Genomic DNA, 18,697 nt, shown 5'->3' on the forward strand with positions numbered 1-18,697 from the left:
GCCTGCCTTGACGGGGATCGCGCTCCCGCCCTAGAAGCGCGGCTCCGCGGGGTGCCGGCTTCGGCTGCCCCACGACCGGCATGGACGGTTAGCACAGCGGTAGTGCGTTCCCTTCACACGGGAGAGGTCGCAGGTTCGATCCCTGCACCGTCCACCAGTCATCCCGACGATATCTAATCCGCCAGATCATCGGCACGGCGTTCGCAGCGCTCGGCCTCCTTGGCGCATTCCTTCGCCGCGAGTGTGTTGCCGGCCTTGTTCCAGAGGCGTTCGGCACGGCGCCAATGGCTGGCGCGACGCCGGCAAGATTCGGCCATTTGTTCCGATGTCATGCCGGCTCAACGGGTTAGCGCCACGATGGTTGCGCTGCAGCGAGCCAAAGCGTTACCGGACCGCCAAGAAACCCGGCCGAATGCAGCGCACCCCTCAGACCGGAACCAGCGCCGCGATCGCCGCCGGAAGCTCGTCGAAATGATCGATCAGCGTGTCCGGCGCGAGGTCGCGCATCGGCACCGCCGTGTAGCCGAAGCTCACGCCGACCACAGGGATGCCGGCGGCCTTGGCGGCGTCCACGTCGGCACGGGAATCGCCGACCATCACGGCGCGCGATGGATCGCCGCCGGCCCGCTCGACGGTGAGCGTGATGTGGCGCGGGTCGGGTTTCGACCAGGCAAAGGTGTCCTTGCCGACGATCGCCGCGAAACGCGGCGCGAGGCCGAGTGCCTTCAATAGGTCGACGGCATGGCCCTCGACCTTGTTGGTGCAGACGGCGAGCCGGAAGCCTTTGGCTTCGAGATCGTCGAGAGCCGCCACGACGCCCGGATACAGCCGCGAATGGTCGGTGAGGTGGGCGCCGTAGTAGTCCAGGAAGTCCTGAAACAGCCGCTCGAGGCGATCTGGCTCCAGTACCTGCCCGGTGGCGGAGAAACCCCGCGTGATCAACGCGCGCGCGCCGGCTCCGAGCAGGTCGCGCGCCTGTTCCAGTGGTAGGGCCGCCAGCCCTTCCCTTTTCAGGATGACGTTGAGGGTCCCGATGAGATCCCCCGCCGTGTCGGCGAGGGTTCCGTCGAGATCGAACACGGCAATCGGGGGCAGATCGGACATCGGGTCTCGCGCAAGCGGAGCTGGGGCGCGAGCGGGATGGACCGAATGGGTGGGGGGATCAAGCCTCCGGCTGCACGGCCGATTCGGCTCTGATCCGCGGTCCCAACCGCTCTCTCATCCCGAGATGCAGGGGCGAACGGGACGCCCCTGCCCCTGCTGCCGCTTACTTCGCCTTGTCGGAGATGCCCTTGAGGCCGGCATCGTAGACGCCGCCGATCACGTCCTGGGCCTTGGCGTCGGGGGCGCCCTTGGCTTTGAAGCTGCCCGTCCAGGTCACCTTCGAGCCGCTGCCGTCCTTCGCCACGGAGATCGTGGACTTGTAGTCGGAGACGGGGAGCGGGCTCTCGAGGATCGTGTAGGTGTAGCTCATGGCGGCGTCGTCACGGGCCTGCTCTTCCTCCTGGATCGTGCCGCCACCCTTGAGGCTCAGCGTACGCTGTTGCTTGGCGCCCTGCTTCGACAACGCGCATTTCTCGACGACGGGATGCCAATCGCCGATGCCGCAGAAACCGCCGATGGTCTTCCAGACGGTGGCGGGAGGGGCCGCGACGCTGGCGGCCTTGGTGACCTCCAGGGCCATGGCAGGTGCGACGGCGGCCGCGGCCAGAGCCACGGCCGAAACGACGATCTTCAGCATTGGACGTTTCCTCGAGTCGATTGTTTTTGCAGCCCTTTGCGGGCTGTCGAACTAGTTAGGGCACAATCGATCTCGGGCCATGCCGCTCGCGCCTGTGTGAATGGCAGGACCGGCCCCCCTGGTCGATCGGGACGGACCGGCCGAGCCGGGCATGGCTCAGTCGGCGTAAACCTCGAGGTAGACCACGTTGCGCGGCTGATCGCGGAAGATCTTGTAGGAGGCCTTCGGGCAGGCCGCCTCGGCCAGCGCGCGCATATCGTCCTCGTCGCGGTAGATCAGGCACCAGTCCATAAAGCCGGCCATGAAGCCGCGGCCGTGGCTGTCGCGGGTGAAGTTGCCGACGGAGAGCATGCCGCCGGACTTGAGCCGGGCGAACATCGCCTTGATCAAGGCCACGGCCGGAGCCTTCGGCAGGTAGTCGAACAGGCCCGCCGAGTAGATCAGATCGTAGCTGGCGGCCGGACGCCGCTCCTTGATCAGGGCGGCGAAGCTCGCAACGCGGCCCTCGATGGTGAACTCGCTGTACTCGCCCTTGGATTCGGCGATCGAGGTCTCGTCCTGGTCGAGCACCGAGAAGCGGACGTTGGTGTCGGTGGTTGCCTCGCGGAGGGCGTCGAGCTCACGCATGTGCCCCGATGCCACCGAGAGAACCTCGGCGCATTCGCGGGAGCCCATGTAGTCGTGGATCAGGCCTGCCAGGTAATCCCGGCGCCACAGGATGCTCTTGGCATTCGGCAGCGACGTCGTCGCGCGGTGGACGATCGAGGCCATGCCGTCGAGCTGACCGGGCGTCGGCCGGTAAATGTAGTCGAGCATGACCGCGTCGCCGGCATAGCCGCGCGGCTTGTCATGGGCGCGTCGGGAATACGGATCGAGCAGGAAGACTTCGGAGAGCGGGTGCGAGCGGCAAGACGCCCGAAACTCGGAAAGCTGTCCGGTCGAGGACGCCTCGTCGTAGGTGGTTCCCAGCTCTTTGGCCAACCAATCGATGATGTCTGGGCTGGGATTGGCGATCAGCCGGCTCTGAGCCTCCGACAAAACCGAATGAAGACGTTCCATGAAAGAACTCGGGATCAGCCTGGATAACCACGTGACCGCGCCACATCGCTCCAGTGATCAGGAGATTAACAACTCCTAAACAAAAAGCACCTGATGCCAGGCATCCGGCCATGGGGTTATCAACCTTTTGACCCGAGTTACCCACAGCCCGGGAAAAACTGTTTGCTGAAAAGCAGTCTGAACGCAGTCACAAAATCGTGATCTTAAGGTTAATGAAACTCTATTATGAACGTTTGCGGATATTGTATCCAAGCGGCCGGGCGTGCCACCGCGGGGCGGCGAGCGCAGGACGGGGATGACATCGGTGGGAGCGAGGCGTCGGGAGCGCCTCAGGCCGAGGCGGACGTGCTCTTGCGCGAGACGACCGTCTCCGAGGCGACCAGCGAGTGCAGCGCGTCGGCTTTCATCGGCTTGCCGAGATGGTAGCCCTGAAGCAGGTCCACCTGGAGCTCCGCCGAAAGCTGCCGCTGCGCGCTGGTCTCAATGCCTTCCACGACGGTCTGGCAGCCGACGTTGCGGACGAGGCCGACGATGTTGCGGAACATCTCAGCGCCCCGCTGCGTCTCGGTGGCCTGGAGGAAGGAGCGGTCGATCTTGACCGCATCGAAGGCGACCTCCCGCACGCAGGACAGGCCGGCGAAGCCGGTGCCGAAGTCGTCGAGCCAGATCTTCACGCCGAGGGTCCGCAGCTCCCTCAGGCTTCGGAGGATGTCGGGATTGCCCTCGATCTGCAGGCCCTCCGTCACCTCAATAATCAGGCGATGCGGCGCCACGTCGGTCTCGCTAAGAATGGCAGCCACCGACAGCGCGAAGCTCGGCGTGCTGAGCTGGACGGCCGAGACGTTGACGCTGACCATCGCGACGAGATCCTCGACGATCAGCTCGCGGCACGCGGTGCGGATCGCCCACCGTCCGAGCTCGACGATCATCCCGGTGCGTTCGGCGATGGGGATGAACACAGCCGGAGAGATGGATTCCCCGTTCGGACCAGTCAGGCGCATCAGCGCCTCGGCGCCCGCGATCTCGCCGGAAACCGCGTCGCGGATGGGCTGGTAGACCATGGCGACGTGGCCGCCGGCGATGGCGCCCCGGAGGAGATCCGTCACGCTGTCGTCGAGGTTTACCTCCAGCGGATCGTCCCGGTCGAAGAGCTTGACGCAGTTTCGGCCGGTCTTCTTCGCCGCGTAGAGCGCGCGGTCGGCCTCGGTGACCAGCCGCTCGACCTTCGTGCTGGTGATGTCCCGGCTGAAGGCGGCGCCGATGCTGACGGTGACGACGAAGCAGGGGTCGGGCCGCTGCTCGTGCGGGATCGCGAGATCCTCGACGGCCCGGCGCACGCCCTCGGCGACGAGCGCCATGTGCTCCCGCGACTGGCAGCGCACCAGCAGGATGAACTCCTCGCCACCGAAGCGGCCGAGCGCATATTTGCTCTGCGTGGCGGCAGCCTTCATCGCGTCGGCCACGGCGATCAGGCAGCGGTCGCCGCGCTGGTGGCCGTACTGGTCGTTGTAGCGCTTGAAGTAGTCGACATCGATCAGGATGACCGCGAAGCTCTTCTCGGCCGCCTGCCAGTTGCCCCAATAGGCGCGCAGCTCGTCGTCGATGGCCCGTCGGTTGGCGAGACCCGTGAGCGCGTCGGTCGTCGAGAGCCGCAGCAGCGCGGCGCCCCGCTCCGTCGCCTCCTCTTCCCGGATCTCGGCGCGAAGCGAGTTTAGGAAGACGCGATAGCGCTCCTCATTCAACTTCCAGTTCACGAACAGCGTGAGAGTATAGGTCGAGAAATAGAGCGTGCTGATGCCGACCACGTACTCGATGGACGTGAAGAAACTGGAGACCAGGAACACGATGAAGATGCCGAGCATCACGCTCGACGACACCACCGCCAGAGCGAACCGGAAGTTGAAGAAGACGTTCTGACCGATGATGAAGATGATCCCATAGGTCAGGTAGTACGAGGCGCTGACCTGGTAGACGCTGCAGCTCGAGAACCACATCCACGTCGCGTAGGCCGCGACGATTCCGAAGGCGCATTGATAGTCGACCCACAGCGAGCGGACGCCGCGCCGGATCTGCGCCTCGATGTCGAAGATGAACAGCAGGCCGATGATGAGACGCGCGGCGATGTTGTAGACCGCCACGTCGCGGATCATGATCAGATCCGTGAAGAAGAACGCGATGTAGACGATCCCGGCGAGACGCGACGAGATCCGGGCGTCCTGCCAATGCGTGCTCTCGCTGCGCTCTTCGTACAGCTTCGCCAAGGCCGGCGAGCGCCGGGTCTGCCACCGCTTGCCGAGCTCCGCATCAATGTTTTCTGCGAGACCTGGTGCCATGAGCCTTTCCGGACGCCTCCGGATAAAACCGCGTCCGGGTTTCGAAACCGTGAAGTAGAGAACCGGTCGAGAGCGCTCTACACACAGTTTTTCCTCACGGCTTCGCGATCAGATCCCTGATCCGACTCGCCAGAGCTTCCATCACGAAGGGCTTGGTCAGGACCTGCATGCCCGGCTCGAGATGGCCGTTGCCGACGACTGCGTTCTCGGCATAGCCGGTGATGAACAGGACCTTGAGGTCCGGCCGCGTCACGCGGGCGGCGTCGGCCATCTGGCGACCGTTCATGCCGCCGGGCAGCCCGACATCGGTCACCAGCAGGTCGATACGCGCGTCCGAGCGCAGCATCTTCAGCCCGGCCGAGCCGTCCGCCGCCTCGATGGCGGTGTAGCCGAGGTCTTCCAGCACCTCCGCCACCAGCATGCGCACCGTCGGCTCGTCGTCGACGACCAGCACGGTCTGGCCCTGCTCGGCGCGCGGGGCTTTCGCGAGATCGGGCACGGCCTGCCCCCTCTCGGCGGCACCGTAATGGCGCGGCAGGTAGAGGCACATCGTGGTGCCGTCGCCGACCTCAGAATAGATCCGCACCTGCCCGCCGGACTGGCGCACGAAGCCGTAGATCATCGAGAGGCCGAGCCCCGTGCCCTGGCCGATCGGCTTGGTGGTGAAGAACGGCTCGAAGGCCTTGGCGATGACGTCCGGCGTCATACCGGTGCCGGTATCGGTGACGCAGAGCGAGAGGTACTGGCCGGGCTCCAGGTCTCGGTCCTTCGCAGCGTGCTGGTCGAGCCACTTGTTGTGGGTCTCGATGGTGATGCGGCCGCCATCGGGCATGGCATCGCGGGCGTTGATGCAGAGGTTGAGCAGGGCGTTCTCGAGCTGAGACGGGTCGACCATCGCCGCCCAGAGGCCCGCGCCCGCGACCACTTCCAGGGCGATCTCGGGGCCGATCGTGCGCCGGACCAGCTCCTCCATGCCGGCCACCAGACGGTTCACGTCGGTGGGCTTCGGATCGAGGGTTTGGCGGCGCGAGAAGGCGAGCAGGCGGTGCGTCAGCGCGGCAGCACGCTTCGAGGCGCCCTGCGCGGCGTTGACGTAGCGGTCGATCTCGGTGAGCCGGCCCTGGCTGACGCGGCTCTGCAGCAATTCGAGACTTCCCGAGATGCCGGTGAGCAGGTTGTTGAAGTCATGCGCGATGCCGCCGGTGAGCTGGCCGACGGCCTCCATCTTCTGCGACTGACGCAGGGCGTCCTCCGCCATGGCCAGCGCCTCGGCCTGCTCCCGCTCCGCCGTGACGTGGCGGCCGGTAGCGTAGATCAGACCGCCCTCCGGAACCGCGACCCACGACATCCAGCGGTAGCTGTCGTCTTTGTGCCGGTAACGGTTCTCGAAGGCGGGCAGGGCCTGCTCGGTGGCGTGCCGAAGGGCTCCCAGGGTGGGAGCGTGGTCCTCGGGATGGATGAAGTCGAAGACCGCGCAGCCGAGCATGTCCTCGGGCCGCCAGCCGAGGATCTTGGTCGCAGCCGGGCTCACGGCCCGGAAGATGCCCTTGGCGTCGATGACCACCATCAGGTCCTGTGACACGCTCCAGGTCCGGTCGCGCTCGCGGGTCCGCTCCTCGACCCGCTCCTCCAGCATGGCGTTCATCTCGCGCAGGCGGCGCTCGTCGCGCTTGCGCTCGGACAGGTCGAGCATCGCGCCGATCATACGCAGCGGCTCGCCATGCTTGCCGCGGACCATGTAGCCGCGGTCGAGCACGTCGGCGTAGCTGCAGTCGGCGCGGCGGAAGCGATATTCGTGGCTCCACTCGACACCGGTGCCAGCAATGGCCGAACGGATGTCCTCCTCGACCCGCGCGCGATCCTCGGGGTGAACGTGGTCGAGCCACCAGGCGCCGGTGGTTCCCACGGTGGCGAGGTCGTAGCCGTAGGTGGTGCCGAGCGCCTCGTTCCAGAGGACGTGGTCCGCGACGAGGTCCCAGTCCCAGATCACGTCGTTCGTCGCCCGCGTGACCAGGCGGTAACGCTCCTCGGTGGCGCGCACGGCAAGTTCGGCGCCTTTGCGGGCCGTCACGTCGCGCACCGTGCCGACGAAGCGGATCTGCCGCCCGTCCTCGAAGGTCGACTTGCCGCGCGCGGCGAGCCAGCGCTCGATGCCGGTGCGGATGCCGCGCACGCGGTATTCGATGTCGAAGAGTCCCGGGCCCGACGGATCGGTGGCGGCCTGGACCGCCGCGTCGGCTGCATCGCGGTCGTCGGGATGAAGGCCGGCGAGGTAGCTGCCCTCGTAGGACACGGGATCGTCGGGGCCGATCCCGAACATCTCGCGCACGCGTGAATCCCAGCGCAGGCTGTCGGTCTCGGGCGCGTAGTCGAAGATGCCGATGCCGGTGGCCTCGACGGCGAGCCGCATGCGCTCCTCGGACTCGGACAGCGCGCTTTCGGTGAGGCGCGAGCGCTCGTCGGAGCTCAGCTGCTCGGTGCGATCGCGCAGGATCTTGAGGTAGCCGACATGGCCGCCATCCGCGGCGGTAAGCGGCATGATCTCGCAGAGCCCGAAGAAGCGAGACCCATCCCGGCGCTGGTGCCAGCGCTCGGATTGGCTGCTGCCGTGTTCACGCGCGGCGGATAGCTCGTGATCCGAGATCGATTGTGTCACGTCCTCGGGCACGAAGAGGAAGTCGACGGTCTTGCCGAGGATCTCGGCCTCCGGCCAGCCGAGCACGCGCTCCGCTCCCGCGCTCCAGCTCGTGACCCGGCCGTCGAGATCCGTGGTCATGATCGCATAGTCGACGGCGCTGTCGAGGATCTGGCGGTGTCGGATGGCCGCCTCCCGCGCCTGCCGCGCGGCGGCGTCGCGTTCGATGACGATACGGCGTAGCTCCATCTGCCCCATCACCTGCCGGGCGAGCCGCTCCAGGCTGGAGGCCTGCCGGGGGGTGAGGCCAACCGGGCGGGGCTGGTGGTCGATGACGCACAGCGTGCCGATCGCCTCGCCCTCGGGCGTCTCCAGGCGGGCGCCGGCATAGAAGCGCAGATGCCGCTCGCCGGTGACCAGGGGGTTGTCGGCCGTGCGCGGGTCGTTCCGCAGGTCCGGGATGACCAGGAGGCCGGGCTTCTTCAGCGCGTGGGCGCAGACGGACTGCTCGATCGGCGTCTCGCAGGCGTCAAGGCCGACGCGGGCCTTGAACCACTGCCGATGGGCGGCGACGAGGCTGACCAGCGCGATTGGCGCGTCGCAAATCTCGGCCGCGAGCTCGACGATATCGTCGAACCCGGCCTCCGCCGGGGTGTCGAGGATGCCGTAGCGCGCGAGGGCCTCGACACGGGCGATCGTCGAATGGTCCGTCTCGGGGGTCGGCTGCATGGGGGTGACGATCGATCCGGGCGAGTTCAGGCCGAGCTGCGACTGCGCGCCGCCAGGTCGGCCGCCCACATCAACGAGGCCCCCTGCCGGGCTGCTCCCGCCGTCTGAGTACTCAGATAGAAGGATGGCGGCAATTTGCCGTCACACATCCTTCCCATGCCGTGCGGCAACGGGCTGATGCCGCCGCGAAGTGGATCGACAGGCCATCCCCCCACGCCGAAGCGTCGTCCCGCGAATGACCCGCGCAGGGTTTCGTTAACCATAATCGGGTCCTGTTCCGGTGACGTTTCTCCCGTGACAGGGTCACCGGCCATGCCCGCCTGCCTCTCGCCCCGCTTCGTCCGGTCGGCGCTCGCCGCCCTCGCCCTGTCCACGGCGAGCCTGCCCGCCCTCGCCGCCGGCTCCTACGAATTCGTGCCGGCCCCGCAGATCGACCTGAACCGGGTCTACCGCGTCGATCGCTCCACGGGCGAGGTCACCTCCTGCCAGTACGGCCTGCGTGACGACAACGTCGGCGTGACCCTGTGCTTTCCCGCCGGCGAGGGCGCGGGCGCCCAGGCGCCGGCCGAGTATGGCCTGATCGCCTCGCGCCACACCCGCGAGGCCGGCGTCTTCCGGGTCAACCACCGCACCGGCGAGATGAGCATCTGCTACGTTCAGGTCCGCGAGGAGCTCGTGGTCTGCACGCCGCAGACCAACCCGCCGCCGGCCGGGTCAGCCAACCCGGCGCCCGCCGCGCGTACGGCGCCGAGCGTGACGCCGCCGCAGGGCGGCCGCCCCTAATCCCGCACGCGATCGTGCGGCTCTCTGCCTGAAGGAAGCGCCGACCCGGTATCTCGCCGCGTTTGCGGGGATCGTGAGGCGTGCTAGGGGCTCGCGCCGAGTTCGTGAGCACGATCATGCACGCCCTTTCTTTCTCCGCGATTCTCGGGACGGCCGCGTGAGCGGCCCCAATCTGCGCCGCGCGGCGGCGGCCCGCGCCGTTGATCTCGTCACCGACGGGATGCGCCTCGGAATTGGCACCGGCACCACCGCCAACGCCTTCGTCCTGCTCCTCGGCGAGCGCGTCCGCGCCGGCCTCGACGTCATCGGCGTGCCGACCTCCGAGGCGACCCGAGCGGCCTGCGAGGCCGAGGGCATCCGGCTGACCAGCCTGGAGGAATGCCCCGAGCTCGACCTCACGATCGACGGCGCCGACGAACTGGACGGACACCTTCGCCTGATCAAGGGCGGCGGCGGCGCGCTGCTCCGCGAAAAGATCGTGGCGCATGCCAGCCGGCGCATGGTGGTGATCGCCGATGCGGCCAAGCACGTCGCGACGCTCGGCGCCTTCCCGCTGCCGATCGAGGTCAACCTGTTCGGCTTCGGTGCCACCTTCAAGGCGGTCCAGAAGGCGATCGAGTCGGCCGGCTGCGCGGGTGAGCTGGCCCTGCGCAAGGCCTCCGGTGGCCAGCCCTATGTCACCGATGGCGGCCACGCCATCGTCGACGCGCGTCTCGAAACCATTCACGATCCCGAGCGGCTGTCCGCCTTGCTCTGGGCGGTGCCAGGCGTGGTCGAGCACGGCCTGTTCCTCGGCCTCGCCAGCGGCGCGATCCTCGCCGAAGCCCGCGGCGACGAGGCCGTGGTGACGGTGCTGGGCACGCCGTGAATCTCCTCGAACGATCCGATTTCCGACAAGCCTCCGGAGCGCTCTCCATGTCCCGCCGCCTCGACGCCCTGGCCGCCCGTCTCCTCGGAGCGGCGCTCGGCGCCACGCTGCTCGCGCCGGCCGCCCTCGCCCAGCAACCCGCCGCCAAGCCCCCTGCCGCCAAGCCTGCGGCCCCGGCCGCTCAGAGCCAGGCCAGCGCGAACCACATCGCGCTCGCCCGGGAGGTGATGTTCAATTCCGGCATCGCCCGCTCGTTCGACTCGATCATTCCGGCGCTCGCCGAGCAGATCAAGAAGAACTCGGTGACCCGGCCGGAGCTGAGCAAGGACCTCGACGAAGTCATCAAGGGCCTGCAGCCGGAGATGGAGCTGCAGAAGCAGCGCATGATCAACGTCGCGGCCAACATCTATGCGCGCCGCCTCAACGAGGCGGAGCTGCAGGACATCGTGACCTTCTTCCGCTCGCCGTCGGGCAAGCGCTACGTCGAGACGCAGCCGCAGGTGCTCGATGAGCTGGTCGGCGCCATGCAGGATTGGACCCAGGAGGTCTCGGAATACATGATGATCCGCGTGCGCGCGGAGATGGGCAAGCGCGGCCACCAGCTCCAGTAGCCAGCGCCCCTCCTTCAAAACGGATCGTCATGAGCGAGACCTTCGACACGGATCTCTTCGTCATCGGCGGCGGCTCGGGCGGGGTGCGCGCGGCGCGGATCGCGGCCGGGCATGGGGCCCGGGTGATGCTGGCCGAGGAATATCGCCTCGGCGGCACCTGCGTGATCCGCGGCTGCGTGCCCAAGAAGCTGATGGTCTATGCCAGCCGCTTCTCGGAAGAGTTCGAGGACGCCGCCGGCTTCGGCTGGGAGGTCGGCCATCCGAGCTTCGACTGGGCCAAGCTCAAGCAGCGCCGCGATGCCGAGGTGGGGCGTCTCGAAGCCATCTATGGCCGCATGCTCGACGGGAGCGGCGTGGAGGTGGTGGCCGAGCGCGCGACCATCGAGGACCCGCATACGGTGCGGCTCTGCCAGTCGGGTCGGTTGATCCGCGCCCAGAAGATCTTGATTGCGGTCGGCGCCGCGCCATCGAACGAGCCGATGATCCCCGGCGGTGAGCTCGGCATCGATTCCAACGGCGTGTTTGAACTGGAGAGCCGGCCGGACCGCATCCTGGTGATCGGCGGCGGCTACATCGCGGTCGAGTTCGCCGGTGTCTTCGCCGGGCTCGGCAGCAAGACCACCCTGCTCCATCGCGGTGACAAGCTGCTGCGCGGGTTCGACGACGAGATCCGCGACGCGCTCGGCGAGGCCTACGGCAAGCGCATGGACCTGCGCCTCGGCCGGACCGTCGAGCGCCTGGAGCGGGACGGCGACACGATCCGCGCCACGCTGAGCGACGGTGAAATTCTCACGGTCGATTGCGTGCTCGCAGCCACCGGCCGTCGCCCGAACGTCGATGGGCTCGGCCTAGAGAAGGTCGGCATCACGCTGAAACCCAACGGTGCCATCCCCGTCGACGACTATTCGCAGACATCCGTGCCGTCGATCTACGCGGTCGGCGACGTTACCGGCCGCGCAGCGCTGACCCCCATCGCCATCCGCGAGGGCCACGCCTTTGCCGACACCGTTTTTGGCGGCAAGCCCTGGTGCGTCGACCATCGCCTGATCCCGACGGCGGTGTTCTCGACCCCCGAGATCGGCGTGGTCGGCCATAACGAAGACGTGGCCCGCGAGTGCTTCGGCGAGATCGACGTCTACCGCTCGAGCTTCCGCCCGATGAAGGCGACCCTGTCGGGCCGCGACGAGCGCATGCTGATGAAGGTGCTGGTCGACAAGGCGAGCGACCGGGTGGTCGGCGTCCACGTCCTCGGCCACGATGCCGGCGAGATCATCCAGGCCGTCGGCATCGCCGTGACCATGGGCGCCACCAAGGCCGATTTCGACCGGACCATCGCGGTGCATCCGACGGCCGGCGAGGAGCTGGTGACGATGCGGACGCCCGCAGTGACGAAGCATCCGGTCGGCGTGGGATGAGCTGGCGGAAGCGAGCCCGCGATCGCTGATGCGCGTCGCCCCTCGCCCATCGGGCCAGGGCGGCGGTGAAGGAACAAGGCACTCTGCCGGCGGTTGCCCGCACATCCTTCACAAACGGAGATTGCACATGCGCAAGATCGCATTCGCGACGATTGCCGCCCTCGGCATCGCCACCCTGGCTGCTCCTGCGGCCGACGCGCGGCCGGGCATGCGCGGCGGGAGCTATGCCGGTGGGCACGCCCGGCGAGGTGGTATCGGAACTGGCGCAGCGGTGGGGCTCGGCATCGCCGGTCTCGCCGCGGGCGGGATCGCTGCCGGAGCCTACGGCAACCGCTACGATCGCCCGGTCGGCTACGACGACGGTTACGGCCGCCGTGGTTACAACGATGGCTATGGCCGGGGCGGTTACGGATATGGCGGCGGCTACGGCCGCGGTTACTGACGAGATATGGGAGGCGCCTTCGGGCGCCTCTTTTCTTGGCCCTAGTCTGTCGACTTACGCCTGCCCCGCTGCCTTCCGGATCAGATCCGCGATCACGTCCGGCTGCGAGATCAGCGAGACGTGACTCGCCTTCACCTCGATCGTCGTGGCGTTCATGCGCTTGGCCATGAAACGCTGCAGGTCCGGGTCGATAGTCCGGTCTTCGGTCGAGACCGCATAGAAGCTCGGCTTGGAGCGCCACGCCGCCTGGGTCGTCTTGCCGGCGAGCAGGCTTTTCCGGAAAGGCTCCTGCACCGCATGAAGCACCTTGGCTCGTGCTTCGGGCACGTCGCCGGCGAAGTCACGCAGGAAAGCCTCCTGGGTCAGGCGGCCGTATTCACCGTCGAAGACGATGCCGGCTGAGGCGGGCGGGGTCGGATAGGTTTTGGCCAATGCCGGATAGTCCTCGCCAGCGTCGGGAGCTCGCGCGGCGACGTAGACCAGGGCGGTGACCTTCGGGTCGATGCCGGCCTCCGAGACGATCATGCCGGCGAAGGAATGGCCGGCGAGAACCGTCGGGCCGTCCTGCCGTGCGAGGACGCGCTGTACCGCGGCCACCGATTCCTCGAGTGTCGTCAGCGGGTTCTGGACGGCGGTGGCATTCAGCCCCGCGCCCTGCAGCTGGGCGATCACGTCGGACCAGCAGGAGCCGTCGGCGAAGAGGCCGTGCACGAGCACGACGTTGCGCGCCGTCGGAGGCGATGCGGCCAGCGCCGGAGTGACGCCCAGCGAACCGGCGGCGCCGGCTGCTGCCAGCAGTCCAAGAAAGTCTCGACGATCCATCGCAGGTCTCCGCTATGCCGATCCCAACGCCGGCGCCCCAGTTTTCGCTGCACCTGCGAAATGGTTACCCGAAACCCTCGGCTACCTCGGCGTCGATCCATGCGGTACGTTGGGGGCTGCCGGTCGCGGATCGGTTGGCGAGGCGCGATGCGGCGCTCACTCAAGTTCCTCCACACGATGGGGGCGATCGGGCTGATGGGGGCGATGGCGTCCCTGCTCGTGATGCTGAACGCCATGCCGCCGGTGAGCGACCTCACGGCCTATGCCGCGATGCGCGGCGCGATGGGCGCCATCGCCACCTGGATCTTCTTCCCGTCGCTGGGCGTCACGCTGATCGCGGGCCTGCTCGCGATCGGCCTGAACCGCGGTTTCCACGGCGCCGGCTGGGCCTGGCTCAAGGCAGCCACCGGCATCCTGGTCTTCGAGAGCGGCTTCGTCGGCGTGCTCGGGCCTATGCAGCAGGAGGCGGAACTCAGTGCCGGGGCGCTGATGGGCAAGGTGGATCCGGCGATGCTCGCCCAGACCCTCGGCCCGGAGCGCAACACCCTCTGGGTGCTGCTCGCCATCGCGACGCTCAACGTCGCCCTCGGCATCTGGCGGCCGCGGCTCAGGCGTCGGACGGAGTCGCCCGTCGTGCCTGGTGAAGGAGCAGGTTGAGCACGAGCGCCGTCCAGCCAGTCTGGTGCGAGGCGCCGAGCCCGCGGCCGGTGTCGCCGTCGAAGAACTCGTGGAAGAGCAGGGCTTCTTCCGCCTCGGGATCGGGAGCCGGCGGTGGCCGATCGCCCTGGTAGGGCCGGCGGCCGGCCTCGTCGCGCTTGAACAGCGCGATCAGCCGGTCCTCCAGCGCGTCGGCGATGGCCTCCAGGGTGAGATGCTGGCCGGAGCCGGTCGGGTACTCCACCAGGAACTGGTCGCCGTAATAGGTGTGGAACCGGCGCAAGGCCTCGATGATCAGGTAGTTCATCGGCATCCAGACCGGCCCGCGCCAATTGGAATTGCCGCCGAACATGTTGGAGCTCGAATCCGCCGGGTCGTAGCGCACAGTGAAGGACGCGCCGAAGGCATCGAGCTGGAACGGCGCGTCCTTATGCGCCTTCGAGAGCGAGCGGACGCCGTAGTCGGAGAGGAACTCGGCCTCGTCGAGCATGCGCTTCAGGAGCGCCTTCATCCGGTGGCCGCGCAGCAGCGAGAGCAGCTTGCGGTCCTTCTTGCCGCCTTCGCCCCAGCGGGAGACCAGGGCCGCCAGATGCGGGCGGTTCTCCAGCACCCAGTTCATGCGGCGGGCGAAATCCGGCAGCCGCTGCAGGATCTGCGGGTCGATCACCTCCACGGCGAAGAGCGGCACCAGCCCGACCATCGAGCGCACGCGCAGGTGCAGCGAGGCCCCGCCGGGCATGTCGACCTGGTCGTAGTAGAACTCGTCCTGCTCGTCCCAGAGCCCGAAGCCCTCGCCGCCCATGTCGGTCATCGCCTCGGCGATGCCGAGGAAATGCTCGAAGAACTTCGAGGCAGTGCTCTCGTAGACGTCATTGTGCAGCGCCAGCTCCATGGCGATGCGCATCATGTTGAGGGCATACATCGCCATCCAGGCGGTGCCGTCGGCCTGATGCACCACGCCGAAACCGGGGGGCGGGCGCGAGCGGTCGAACACACCGACATTGTCGAGGCCCAGAAAGCCGCCCTGAAAGACGTTGCGGCCCTGCGCGTCCTTGCGGTTCACCCACCAGGTGAAGTTGATCAGCAGCTTGTGGAAGACGCCTTCGAGGAAGGCGAGGTCACCGCGGCCGCCGCGCCGGTCGCGGTCGATCTCGAAGACGCGGAACGTCGCCCAGGCATGGACGGGCGGGTTGGTGTCGCCGAACTCCCATTCATAGGCCGGGAGCTGCCCGTTCGGGTGCATGTACCATTCGCGCGTGAGCAGCAGCAGCTGGCTCTTGGCGAAGTCCGGGTCGACCAGCGCCAGCGGCAGGCAGTGGAAGGCGAGGTCCCAGGCCGCGAACCACGGATACTCCCACTTGTCCGGCATCGAGAGCACGTCGGCGCTGGCGAAGTGCTTCCAGGTGCCATTGCGGATCTCACCGCGCCCGCCCGGCGGCAACGGTTTCAGCGGATCGCCAGCCAGCCAGGTGCGCACGTCGTAGCGATAGAGCTGCTTCGTCCAGATCAGGCCGGCCGCCGCCTGCCGGAAGATGCGCTGCTCGTCGGGGCAGGCGATGCCGTCCTGGATCATCTCGTAATAGGCGTCGGTCTCTTCGAGCCGCCGGCGGGTAAGCGCGCCCTGCGCATCGACTGGCCGCGCGCGGGCGCCTGCATAGAGGCGCACGCGCACCACGGCGCTCGCGCCCGGCTCCACCATGAAGCGGTAGTGCAGGCCGACCTTCGTGCCGCGCGTGGAGGAGACCGCCTCACGGTCGCCCTTCACGATGGCCGCATCGAGCCCGTCCTTGAACGGCCCCGGCGCTTCGGGCTGGCCGTGATGCAGGCGCAGGTTCGTCTCGTTCTCGCAGAACAGCACCTCCGGCGTGCCGTCGAAGGACAGACGGTAGGAACCGAGGCGGGAATGGTTGACCGCGACGCGGCCGTCCGGGCCGAGCTCCATCCAGGGCTTCCAGGCGATGGCGCCGTCGCGCCAGCTCCAGGTGTTGCGGAACCAGAGCTGCGGCACGAGGTGCAGCTCGGCGGCCTGCGCGCCGCGGTTCACGGCGGTGACGGTCATGTGGATGTCGTCGGCATCCTCCTTCGCGTATTCGATCGTCACCGCGAAGTAGCGATCGTCCGCGAAGGCCCGGGTATCGCCGATCTCGTATTCTGGCTCCTCGCGCGAGCGCCGCCAGCTCTCCCGCAGCATCTCGTCATGCGGGAACGGCCTCTGCGGATACTTGTAGAGATACTTCAGATAGGCGTGGCTCGGGACGGCATCGAGGTAGTGGTAGAGCTCCTTGACGTCCTCGCCGTGGTTGCCCTCCTCGTTGGTGACACCGAACAGCCGCTCCTTGAGGATGCGGTCGCGCCCGTTCCAGAGGGACAGCGAGAGATTGAGCAGGCCGTGGTCGTCGCACAGGCCGGCGATGCCGTCCTCGCCCCAGCGATAGGCACGCGAGCGCGCATCCTCGTGCGTGAGGAAGCGCCAGGCGTTGCCGTCGGCGCTGTAATCCTCGCGCACCGTGCCCCATTGCCGCTCGGCGAGATACGGTCCCCAGAGGGACCAATCCCGTTCGCCGCGTGCCTGCTCGGCAATGCGGCGCCGTTCGGCCCACCGATCCACATCGCTCAATGACCGACCTTTTCGTCTCACCGACGCGGAGGGAGCGGACCGGCCAACCCGACGAGCCTTCTCGATTCCGCGCCATTCAGCGGGCGCGGTCATGCATCTTCAGCGCCAAGCGGGCTTGCGTCGGACGCAGTAGCGATCTCCATGGGATTGGAGCGTCAATTATAACCGCCACTTCACCTCGGTGTGCGAAGGTGGGGCATGACAACGATCGCCTCCCAAGCCGTGCAGATGCAGGCCGGTGCACAATCCCAATCAATCGGGATCGCAGTGGCGCGGCAGCAGATCGCAGCCGATCAGGCCGTTGCCGCGCTCGTCGCCGGCACGGCTGCCTCGACATCTCCATCGCCGCCGCCGGGCCAGGGGCAAGTCGTCGACCTGAAGGTCTAGCTGGCCGCTTCTAGTGACCACCACCCCCGGCCGCCCCGGCACGCGGCCGGCGGATCAGGAAGGTGGCGCAGGCCATGGCCAGGAACAGCACGGTGAGCACGAGGAACACATCCTCGAAGGCCATCACAATGCCCTGGATGCGGACCTGGGCGTTCATCGATGAGATCGCCATCGCATCCGCCGCGCTGCCGAAGCTCGAGAAGCCCTGCCTGAGCGACTCCATCCGCTCCATGGCGGCGGCGTTGGCCCAGGTCACGCGCTCGTGCAGCCGGGCGAGGTGTAGGTCCCAGCGATCGTTGAGCACCGTGTTGATCAGGGCGAGGCCGACGGCGCCCCCGAGATTGCGCGTCAGGTTGAACAGGCCCGAGGCGTTCTTCATGCGCTCGGGCGGCAGCGTGCCGAGCGCGACGTTGTTGATCGGGATCATGCACAGCATGAGCGAGCAGCCGCGCAGCACCTGCGGCCAGAGCAGCTCCCAGAAATCCCAGTCCTTGGTCATCCCGGTGACGATCCAGGTGCCGAGCGCGAAGCCCGAGAAGCCGAGCGCCATCATCACGCGCGAATCGAGCTTGCCCATCAGCCGGCCGGCGATCGGCGCGGTGGCGAACATGCAGAGCCCCGAGACGAACATCGTCTCGCCGATCTGCAGAGCCGAGTAGCCGCGCACCCGCGCCAGGAAGACCGGATACAGGTAGGTCAGCCCGTAGAGGCCGATGCCGAGCACGAAGCTCGCCACGCAGCCGGTGGCGAAGTTGCGGTCCGAGAAGGCGCGCAGGTCGACGATCGGCTGGCGCGCCGTGAAGACGCGAGCGAAGAACAGCAGAGCCGAGACGCCGCAGATCACCGCGCAGGCGAAGACCGCCTCGTCCTGCAGCCAGTCGTGGTTGGGGCCTTCCTCGAGCACGTATTCGAGGCAGCCGAGGAAGCCCGCCATGAAGGCGAGGCCCGACCAGTCGAAATTGTCGAGCAGCTTGAGGTTCGGCTCGTCGAAATCCACGAGCAGCCAGGTCGTCACCGTGACGAAGATGCCCGGCACGATGTTGATCAGGAACAGCCAGTGCCAGGAGAACAGGTCGGTCAGGTAGCCGCCCACCGTCGGGCCGATGGTCGGCGCCAGCGTGGCGACGAGGCCGATCATCGGCGAGACGATGCTACGCTTGCTTGGCGGGAAGATCGTGAAGGCCGAGGCGAAGACGGTGGGGATCATGCCGCCGCCGATGAAACCCTGCAGCGCGCGCCAGACGATCATCTCGTTTATCGAGGTCGCGGTGGAGCACATCAGGCTCATCAGGGTGAAGCCGGCGGCCGAGATGACGAACATCCAGCGCGTCGAGAGCACCCGCGAGAGCGTGCCGGAGAGCGGGATCGAGATGACCTCGGCGATGAGGTAGCTGGTCTGGACCCAGGGGATCTCGTCGCCGGAGGCCGCCAGCCCCGCCTGGATCTCGTTGAGCGAGGCCGAGACGATCTGGATGTCCAGGATCGCCATGAACATCCCGAACACCATGCACAGGAACGCCACCATGCGGCGCTTGTCGATGGGCGGATCAGCCGGCGGGGCGGCGGCGGAGGGGGCAATCGCGGCCGTGGCGGCCATG

At 67.6% G+C, this 18,697-nt stretch carries 16 protein-coding genes and 1 tRNA gene; 8 read left to right on the forward strand and 9 right to left on the reverse strand.

Translation table 11 applies throughout. From position 1 onward, the window contains the following. Positions 1 to 82 precede the first annotated feature (82 nt). A tRNA-Val gene (locus GGR33_RS00275) sits at positions 83 to 157 on the forward strand. 16 nt (positions 158 to 173) lie between these two features. Here the strand turns inward: GGR33_RS00275 and GGR33_RS00280 are convergent. The 6 genes from GGR33_RS00280 to GGR33_RS00305 form a co-directional block, all read right to left on the reverse strand. Continuing rightward, a complete protein-coding gene (locus GGR33_RS00280) occupies positions 174 to 332 on the reverse strand; it encodes a hypothetical protein (RefSeq protein WP_183501349.1) in 159 nt (52 codons plus the stop codon). A 94-nt stretch (positions 333 to 426) separates the two neighbouring features. Further along, a complete protein-coding gene (gph, locus tag GGR33_RS00285; protein ID WP_183501351.1) occupies positions 427 to 1,104 on the reverse strand; it encodes a phosphoglycolate phosphatase in 678 nt (225 codons plus the stop codon). Positions 1,105 to 1,267: 163 nt separating this feature from the next. Next, the gene (locus GGR33_RS00290; RefSeq protein WP_183501353.1) at positions 1,268 to 1,741 is read right to left on the reverse strand and encodes an SRPBCC family protein; all 474 of its coding nucleotides are present in this window, start codon (positions 1,739 to 1,741) and stop codon (positions 1,268 to 1,270) included. A 156-nt stretch (positions 1,742 to 1,897) separates the two neighbouring features. After that, positions 1,898 to 2,800 (reverse strand): class I SAM-dependent methyltransferase, encoded by a 903-nt coding sequence (locus GGR33_RS00295; RefSeq protein ID WP_183501355.1) that lies wholly within the window; start codon positions 2,798 to 2,800, stop codon positions 1,898 to 1,900. 329 nt (positions 2,801 to 3,129) lie between these two features. After that, positions 3,130 to 5,133, reverse strand: coding sequence for a putative bifunctional diguanylate cyclase/phosphodiesterase (locus GGR33_RS00300; protein ID WP_183501357.1), 2,004 nt, complete (start codon positions 5,131 to 5,133; stop codon positions 3,130 to 3,132). A gap of 94 nt (positions 5,134 to 5,227) precedes the next feature. Beyond that, a complete protein-coding gene (locus tag GGR33_RS00305) occupies positions 5,228 to 8,497 on the reverse strand; it encodes a PAS domain S-box protein (RefSeq protein WP_183501359.1) in 3,270 nt (1,089 codons plus the stop codon). Between the two features lie 312 nt (positions 8,498 to 8,809). On the opposite strand from GGR33_RS00305, the gene GGR33_RS00310 reads away from it, so the two are divergent. From GGR33_RS00310 to GGR33_RS00330, 5 genes are all read left to right on the forward strand, one after another. Beyond that, the gene (locus GGR33_RS00310) at positions 8,810 to 9,280 is read left to right on the forward strand and encodes a hypothetical protein (protein WP_183501361.1); all 471 of its coding nucleotides are present in this window, start codon (positions 8,810 to 8,812) and stop codon (positions 9,278 to 9,280) included. Positions 9,281 to 9,437: 157 nt separating this feature from the next. Further along, positions 9,438 to 10,148, forward strand: a complete 711-nt coding sequence (gene rpiA, locus GGR33_RS00315; protein WP_183501362.1) for a ribose-5-phosphate isomerase RpiA — start codon at positions 9,438 to 9,440, stop codon at positions 10,146 to 10,148. A 47-nt stretch (positions 10,149 to 10,195) separates the two neighbouring features. Further along, positions 10,196 to 10,759: a DUF2059 domain-containing protein gene (locus GGR33_RS00320; protein WP_183501363.1), complete on the forward strand. Its 564-nt coding sequence runs from the start codon at positions 10,196 to 10,198 to the stop codon at positions 10,757 to 10,759. Positions 10,760 to 10,788: 29 nt separating this feature from the next. After that, complete coding sequence (gor, locus tag GGR33_RS00325; RefSeq protein ID WP_183501365.1) at positions 10,789 to 12,174, forward strand: glutathione-disulfide reductase; 1,386 nt, start codon at positions 10,789 to 10,791, stop codon at positions 12,172 to 12,174. Between the two features lie 127 nt (positions 12,175 to 12,301). Then, complete coding sequence (locus GGR33_RS00330) at positions 12,302 to 12,616, forward strand: hypothetical protein (RefSeq protein ID WP_183501367.1); 315 nt, start codon at positions 12,302 to 12,304, stop codon at positions 12,614 to 12,616. Positions 12,617 to 12,670: 54 nt separating this feature from the next. Here GGR33_RS00330 and GGR33_RS00335 read toward each other — a convergent pair whose 3' ends face one another. Then, entirely contained in the window at positions 12,671 to 13,438 is a 768-nt protein-coding gene (locus GGR33_RS00335) for an alpha/beta fold hydrolase (protein ID WP_183501368.1), read from the reverse strand. 147 nt (positions 13,439 to 13,585) lie between these two features. On the opposite strand from GGR33_RS00335, the gene GGR33_RS00340 reads away from it, so the two are divergent. Beyond that, positions 13,586 to 14,095 carry a hypothetical protein gene (locus GGR33_RS00340; protein WP_183501370.1) on the forward strand — a complete coding sequence of 170 codons (510 nt, stop codon included), beginning with the start codon at positions 13,586 to 13,588 and terminating at the stop codon, positions 14,093 to 14,095. Here GGR33_RS00340 and GGR33_RS00345 read toward each other — a convergent pair. Then, positions 14,046 to 16,712, reverse strand: a complete 2,667-nt coding sequence (locus GGR33_RS00345) for an MGH1-like glycoside hydrolase domain-containing protein (protein ID WP_246412689.1) — start codon at positions 16,710 to 16,712, stop codon at positions 14,046 to 14,048. The two genes, GGR33_RS00340 and GGR33_RS00345, sit on opposite strands and share 50 nt — an antisense overlap. Positions 16,713 to 16,910: 198 nt before the next feature. On the opposite strand from GGR33_RS00345, the gene GGR33_RS00350 reads away from it, so the two are divergent. Then, positions 16,911 to 17,099 (forward strand): hypothetical protein, encoded by a 189-nt coding sequence (locus GGR33_RS00350; RefSeq protein WP_183501373.1) that lies wholly within the window; start codon positions 16,911 to 16,913, stop codon positions 17,097 to 17,099. Between the two features lie 10 nt (positions 17,100 to 17,109). On the opposite strand, the gene GGR33_RS00355 is transcribed toward GGR33_RS00350, so the two are convergent. Then, complete coding sequence (locus GGR33_RS00355; RefSeq protein WP_183501375.1) at positions 17,110 to 18,696, reverse strand: DHA2 family efflux MFS transporter permease subunit; 1,587 nt, start codon at positions 18,694 to 18,696, stop codon at positions 17,110 to 17,112. Position 18,697: the final 1 nt, after the last annotated feature.

It is taken from the genome of Methylobacterium brachythecii (assembly GCF_014196345.1).
GTDB classification, from domain to species: domain Bacteria; phylum Pseudomonadota; class Alphaproteobacteria; order Rhizobiales; family Beijerinckiaceae; genus Methylobacterium; species Methylobacterium brachythecii.

Excerpts from the sequence above, each read along its gene's own strand:
- gor (WP_183501365.1), top strand. The coding sequence starts at position 10,789 with ATGAGCGAGACCTTCGACACGGATCTCTTCGTCATCGGCGGCGGCTCG.
- GGR33_RS00330 (WP_183501367.1), top strand. The coding sequence starts at position 12,302 with ATGCGCAAGATCGCATTCGCGACGATTGCCGCCCTCGGCATCGCCACC.
- GGR33_RS00350 (WP_183501373.1), top strand. The coding sequence starts at position 16,911 with ATGACAACGATCGCCTCCCAAGCCGTGCAGATGCAGGCCGGTGCACAA.
- GGR33_RS00310 (WP_183501361.1), top strand. The coding sequence starts at position 8,810 with ATGCCCGCCTGCCTCTCGCCCCGCTTCGTCCGGTCGGCGCTCGCCGCC.
- GGR33_RS00305 (WP_183501359.1), bottom strand. The coding sequence starts at position 8,497 with ATGCAGCCGACCCCCGAGACGGACCATTCGACGATCGCCCGTGTCGAG.
- GGR33_RS00355 (WP_183501375.1), bottom strand. The coding sequence starts at position 18,696 with ATGGCCGCCACGGCCGCGATTGCCCCCTCCGCCGCCGCCCCGCCGGCT.
- GGR33_RS00335 (WP_183501368.1), bottom strand. The coding sequence starts at position 13,438 with ATGGATCGTCGAGACTTTCTTGGACTGCTGGCAGCAGCCGGCGCCGCC.
- gph (WP_183501351.1), bottom strand. The coding sequence starts at position 1,104 with ATGTCCGATCTGCCCCCGATTGCCGTGTTCGATCTCGACGGAACCCTC.
- GGR33_RS00300 (WP_183501357.1), bottom strand. The coding sequence starts at position 5,133 with ATGGCACCAGGTCTCGCAGAAAACATTGATGCGGAGCTCGGCAAGCGG.
- GGR33_RS00340 (WP_183501370.1), top strand. The coding sequence starts at position 13,586 with ATGCGGCGCTCACTCAAGTTCCTCCACACGATGGGGGCGATCGGGCTG.
- GGR33_RS00295 (WP_183501355.1), bottom strand. The coding sequence starts at position 2,800 with ATGGAACGTCTTCATTCGGTTTTGTCGGAGGCTCAGAGCCGGCTGATC.
- GGR33_RS00280 (WP_183501349.1), bottom strand. The coding sequence starts at position 332 with ATGACATCGGAACAAATGGCCGAATCTTGCCGGCGTCGCGCCAGCCAT.
- GGR33_RS00290 (WP_183501353.1), bottom strand. The coding sequence starts at position 1,741 with ATGCTGAAGATCGTCGTTTCGGCCGTGGCTCTGGCCGCGGCCGCCGTC.
- GGR33_RS00320 (WP_183501363.1), top strand. The coding sequence starts at position 10,196 with ATGTCCCGCCGCCTCGACGCCCTGGCCGCCCGTCTCCTCGGAGCGGCG.